Source organism: Oleiphilus sp. HI0061 (assembly GCF_001635675.1).
The window spans coordinates 1-6,234 of sequence record NZ_LWFE01001033.1; the positions used below are offsets into that span (position 1 = coordinate 1).

A 6,234-nucleotide genomic window follows, 5' to 3' on the forward strand; every position below is an offset into this window, starting at 1 on the left:
AATATTGGGCCTTTTTGAAATTCAAACTCTCCTTTCGCGGCACGATATATTTCTGTGCCGGTTACATCGGAAGGGAGTAGATCAGGTGTGAACTGGATGCGTTGAAAGTTGCCTTCAATTCGATCGGAAAGTTCTTTGATTGCCTTTGTTTTTGCAAGCCCGGGCGCGCCTTCAACTAGTAAGTGGCCATCTGCCAAAAGGGCAATTAGCAATCGCTCGACCAAATGTGCCTGGCCAAGAATTCGTTTGCTGAGAGCTGTATTTAATTGATCAAATGCTGCATGTGCGCTCATAGTGCAATAACCTAGATAATATTTCTAAAAAAATCGAAGATTAAACTTAATAGATAGATGATTAATAAGCAATTTCCTGTCAATGAACTATTATTCATTTAACTAATGTAAGTTGTGAGCTTTGTTGATTGAAATGGCGGAAAATAATAATGAAGGTTATTGATACCACAAGTAAGAAAAAATTCATTTCCCAGATTAAAGACTCTGTTAAGGATAAGTTAGGTGTCAAACAGGGAGCGTTGGTTACCCAGTTTGTCGACCAGCTTTTCGCAAGCACGTTTATAGAGGAATTCGAAGACCGTAGAGTCTCGGATATGCTCGGCCTTGTTATGTCGGCATGGAAGTTTTCTTCATCGCACAAAGGTACAAAGGCGAAAATTGAGGTTTTTAACCCGAACCTTGAAGACCATAATTGGCAGTCACCCCATACTGTACTCGTGGTGCTTCAAGAAAACATGCCGTTTATTGTCGATTCGATCAGGCTAATCCTTTCTAATCGCATGGTCAAAATTCATAGTATTCAGTATGCAAATATCCGTTGCGAACGAGCAAAAAATGGTGATATTGAATCCCTTAAAAGTGGTGCCGCCGCAAAAGAATCAACCTGCAATGATGAAGCGCTTATATTTATCGAGATAGATCGGCATAGCGATTCAGCGTCTCAGAAGTCTTTGCTAAAGGCTATCAATGAAGTGATGTCAGACGTTTCAACGATGGTTGGCGACTATGAAAATATGCTTACCAAGAAACAGAGCTTGATAGAAAACCTAACCGAAAAGAATTATAAAACTATTGCGCCTGAAGACATTGAAGAGGGGCGCGAGTTTTTACGCTGGATGGGGGATGAACGCTTCATCTTCTTGGGTTGTGTAGATTATGACCTAAAGAAAGAGGGAAGAAGTGAAAGTTTCGACCTCGTTAAAGGAAGCGGCCTGGGGCTGGTTCATCGCTTTGTAGATTTTATCGAAAAGTCAGAACTGAACAAGTTGCCAAAAGCCTCTAAGCAACAAATTTTCGGTAGCAATTTGTTCTTTTTCTCAAAGGCTTCTCAGCGGTCCTCCGTTCATCGACCTGTTTATCCAGAGTGTGTTGGTGTAAAGCGTTTTGATAAAGATGGCAATTTAGCCGGTATCTGTTGTTTTATTGGCCTATACACCGCAAAAATGTATTCTGAATCGCCTGCAAACATTCCTTTGTTGCGGAATAAAATCAGCTACGTTTCTGAAAACTCGGGTTTAAATATACGGGACTATCGGGGCAAGGAGCTTCTGCAGTCTCTGATAGTTTTTCCACGGGAGGATCTGTTCCAGATTGATAAGGATGAGTTGCTCGACGTTATTATGGGAACCCTTTATATACAGGAGCGAAAGCAGACAAGGCTATTTATAAGAGAGGATATTTTTAGCCAGTTTGTCTCATGTTTGGCTTATGTCCCAAGAGAAATCTATAGCACGGATATTCGCCTTAAAATTCAGCGAATTTTACAAGATAGTTTAGGTGCTGCTGATACTGACTTTAATACATTTATATCTGAGTCAGTGCTTGCGCGAACCCATATTAACTTGCGTGTTGAACATTTTGACCGAAGTGCGTTTAACGTTGCTGACATTGAAGAGAAAATTGTTGCTGTAGCTCAGTCTTGGGAAGACGATCTAGAGCAATCTTTGTTTGATGCTTACGGCGAAGAGAAAGCAAATACTTATATCAACCGTTATAGATCCGCTTTTTCATCAAGTTATCGAGAAGAGTTTTCGCCTCGAAGAGCTGCGGTCGATATCGAGAATATAGAAAAGGTAAAAACTGAAAATACGATTGGTATGAGTTTTTATCGAACGATAGAAGAAAATGAAAAAGTCGTTCACTTTAAGCTTTTTCATGCTGATCAACCGATCCCATTGTCTGATGTCATGCCTATCTTCGAAAATATGGGGCTGAGAGTTATCGGTGAGAACCCTTACGAAAGTATTGATCGTGAAGGAGCTACGGTGTGGTTACATGATTTTATGTTGACGACAAGCGATCAGAAGCCAATTGATATTTCGAAGATTCGTGATAATTTCGAAGAGCTATTTATCAAAGTGTGGCAGGGAGACGCAGAGAATGACCGATTTAATAGGTTAATAATCAGTGCCTATATGAATTGGCGTCAAATCGCGATGCTACGATCTTACTCCCGTTATATGCAACAGATTCGCGTTAGCAACTCTCAAGAGTTTATTTCTAATACGGTGGTGTCAAACGTAGAAATCACGGCCTTGCTTAGCGACTATTTTGAACACCGTTTTAAACCCGGTGCAAACGCTTTATCTGCAAAGAATCTAAAGCTGCTAGATAAGATAGAAGAAAACTTTTACAAGGCGCTAAACAATGTACATAACCTGACCGAAGACAAGATTCTGCGTTTATATCTTGATTTGATCAAAGCAACGATGCGTACAAACTTCTATCAGCACGATAGCGGTGGTGCGGATAAAAGTTATATTTCGTATAAGTTGCAGCCGCGTTTAATTCCAAACGTTCCTTTGCCCGTTCCAATGTATGAGATATTTGTTTATTCGCCCAGGGTTGAAGGGGTTCATTTGCGTGGGGGGAAGGTTGCTCGTGGTGGCTTGCGTTGGTCTGATCGTTATGAAGATTATCGCACTGAAGTTTTAGGCTTGGTTAAGGCTCAGCAAGTTAAGAATGCTGTTATCGTTCCGGTTGGTGCGAAGGGCGGCTTCGTTGCTAAGAATTTTCCAAGCGACCGGAAAGGCTTCATCGCTGAAGGGATTGCGTGTTACCAAACCTTTATTACCGGAATGCTTAATGTAACCGATAACCTGGTTAATGGTGAAGTGGTTAAGCCGACCGAAGTCGTATGTCATGATGATGACGATTATTACCTCGTAGTTGCCGCGGATAAAGGCACAGCAACCTTCTCTGATATTGCGAATGAGATATCTTTGGAGAAGGGGCATTGGCTTGGTGATGCCTTTGCTTCGGGTGGTAGTCACGGCTACGACCACAAGAAAATGGGGATCACTGCAAAAGGCGCTTGGGTATCAGTTCAGCGCCATTTCAGAGAGCTAGGTCTTAATACGCAAACAACGCCATTCACTGCAATTGGTATCGGTGATATGGCAGGCGATGTTTTCGGAAATGGCATGCTGCTATCCAAGCATACCAAGCTAGTAGCGGCATTTAACCATATGCACATTTTCTTTGATCCTGATCCGGACCCTTCAACAAGCTTTTCAGAGAGAAAGCGCTTGTTTGAACTGCAGGGCTCTACCTGGGATGACTATAACAAAGAACTGATTTCTGAAGGTGGCGGTATTTATTCACGTTCCTCTAAGTCTATTGAACTTTCGAAGCAAATGCAGGACTTTATCGGTACAAAGGAAACGCGCCTGGCTCCAAATGATTTGATAAATCGAATACTAAAGGCAGAGGTTGACCTGCTTTGGTTTGGCGGCATTGGCACCTATATTATGTCGAGCAAGGAAACTCACGCGGATGTGGGTGATAAGGCTAATGATGTATTACGTATCACCGGTAAAGAGCTAAAAGCCAAAGTAGTCGGTGAGGGCGGAAATTTGGGTATGACCCAGCTTTCTCGTATTGAGTATGCTCAGAGTGGCGGGCAATTAAATACAGACTTTATCGATAACGCGGCTGGCGTAGACTGCTCAGATCATGAAGTGAATATAAAGATCCTCTTGAATGATATATTGCTGAATGGAGACTTAACTGAGAAGCAAAGAAATAAACTGTTAGCAGACATGACGGATAGCGTGTCTGATCTCGTTTTAAAAAATAACTACCGTCAAACACAAGCAATTAGTATAGCGCTTAAAGATGCGATGCCAAGAATGGAAGAGTATCGACGTCTGATCAATGCAATGGAAGCATCAGGAAAGCTGAATCGTGAACTTGAGTTCCTGCCTTGTGATGACGATATCACTGAGCGAAAGTCTCTAGATATGGGGCTAACAAGACCCGAGTTATCAGTACTTATCTCCTATGTAAAAGGTGACCTTAAAGAAGAGCTTATTAACTCGAACCTTCCTGATGATGACCACTTGAGTGATGAAATTGAGGTCGCCTTCCCACAACAGATAGTCAAGAAATACGGTGCTCAACTTCATGATCATCGCTTAAGAAGAGAGATCATATCAACGCAGGTTGCTAACGATATGGTCAATCATATGGGGATTACATTCGTTGAGCGGTTAAAGCAATCAACAGGTGCAAGCTCCTCTTCAGTTGCTTTGGCTTATATTATCGCGCGTGATGTATTTGACCTTGAAAATATTTGGGGGCAAATAGAGGATCTTGATTACCTTATTTCCAGTGACCTCCAGTACAGTATGATGGCTGAGTTAATGAGTTTAATGCGCAGAGCATGTCGCTGGCTGATCAGAAATCGTCGCAGTGAATTAAACGTTACTGAGAATATGGACCGTTTCAAAACTGGTATAGCCAAGATTGCTAAATCGTTACCAAGTTACCTGACTGGCGCATCTGCCCAGTTATGGCAAGATAAGTTTGATAGCCTGGTCGAGCAAGGTGTGCCGGAAAAGCTCGCAGGTATTGTCGCTGGGGCCAGTCATTTGTATTCTGCGCTTGGGATTATAGAGGCGCAGGAAGAGGGTGATGGCTCTCTGGATCAGGTTGCCAAAATTTACTACTTACTGGGCAATCGCTTAGAGCTAACTTGGTTCTCCTACCAAATTAACGCACTTACGCCTTTAACTCACTGGCAAGCACTAGCGCGTGAAGCTTTCAGAGAAGATCTAGACTGGCAGCAGCGTGCTTTAACTGTCGGTTTGTTGAAGTTGAATGATGCCCCGAAAGACATAAATAAACGTGTCGATTTATGGATGGAGCAGCATGATGAGCTTGTGGCGCGATGGCGTCAGATGCTCACTGAATTCAAAGCTACCGAAGATGCAGAGTTTTCAATGTATTCAGTTGCGTTGCGAGAGTTGCTGGACCTTGCCCAGAGTACGGTTCACTCGGCCTCCCAGGCTTCATAATATTATTACCCTATTGTTCAAGTTTTATTTGCTCAATAGGGTAATTTAAGCGAGAATGGCGGCTTTTTTAGATCATCTTTCGGGAGAAATTTAATGCCGTCACGTCGTGAACTAGCAAATGCCATTCGTGCGTTAAGTATGGATGCAGTTCAAAAAGCAAAGTCTGGCCATCCTGGCGCGCCAATGGGAATGGCTGATATTGCTGAAGTGTTATGGAACGGCCACTTACAGCATACCCCTCAGAACCCGTCTTGGCCAAATCGCGATCGATTTATATTGTCCAACGGCCACGGTTCAATGCTTATCTATTCTTTGCTGCACTTAAGCGGTTATGATCTGGGTATTGAAGATCTTAAAAACTTCCGACAGCTACATTCTAAAACGCCAGGTCACCCTGAATACGGATACACACCCGGAGTTGAAACTACCACTGGCCCTCTTGGTCAAGGTATTTCTAATGCGGTGGGTATGGCGATAGCCGAAAAGTCACTTGCTGCGCAATTTAACCGTGAAGGTCATAATATCGTTGATCATTACACCTATACATTTGCTGGTGATGGCTGTTTGATGGAAGGTATTTCCCACGAAGTGTGTTCTTTAGCAGGTACGCTTGGCTTGGGTAAATTGGTACTTTTTTATGATGATAACGGCATTTCAATAGACGGTGAAGTCGAAGGTTGGTTCTCTGACGATACACCTAAGCGCTTCGAGTCTTATAACTGGCAAGTTATTCCTAATGTAGATGGTCATGATGCTGATGCCATCGAGGCGGCCATTAAAGAAGCTAAAAGTAATACTACTCAGCCAACTATTATTTGCTGTAAAACAGTAATAGGTTTTGGTTCGCCAAATAAAGAAGGTAAAGAAGATTGTCACGGTGCTCCGTTGGGTGATGATGAAATTGCTGCAACTCGTGAGCGCTT

General features: G+C 42.7%; 3 protein-coding genes. 2 read left to right on the top strand and 1 reads right to left on the bottom strand.

What is annotated here, in order from left to right; translation table 11 throughout:
- Positions 1-293: MoxR family ATPase (locus tag A3735_RS13080; RefSeq protein ID WP_156499650.1), on the bottom strand; the 293-nt coding region annotated here is incomplete at its 3' end.
- Between the two features lie 149 nt (positions 294-442).
- On the opposite strand from A3735_RS13080, the gene A3735_RS13085 reads away from it, so the two are divergent.
- On the top strand, positions 443-5,311 hold the full coding sequence (locus A3735_RS13085) for an NAD-glutamate dehydrogenase (protein ID WP_068634567.1): 4,869 nt from the start codon (positions 443-445) through the stop codon (positions 5,309-5,311).
- Between the two features lie 93 nt (positions 5,312-5,404).
- A partial coding sequence (locus A3735_RS13090; RefSeq protein ID WP_255375172.1) for a transketolase family protein occupies positions 5,405-6,234 on the top strand: 830 nt, incomplete at its 3' end.

What these genes read in the sequence shown, in the direction of transcription:
- A3735_RS13085 (WP_068634567.1), top strand. Translation starts at nt 443, where the DNA reads ATGAAGGTTATTGATACCACAAGTAAGAAAAAATTCATTTCCCAGATT.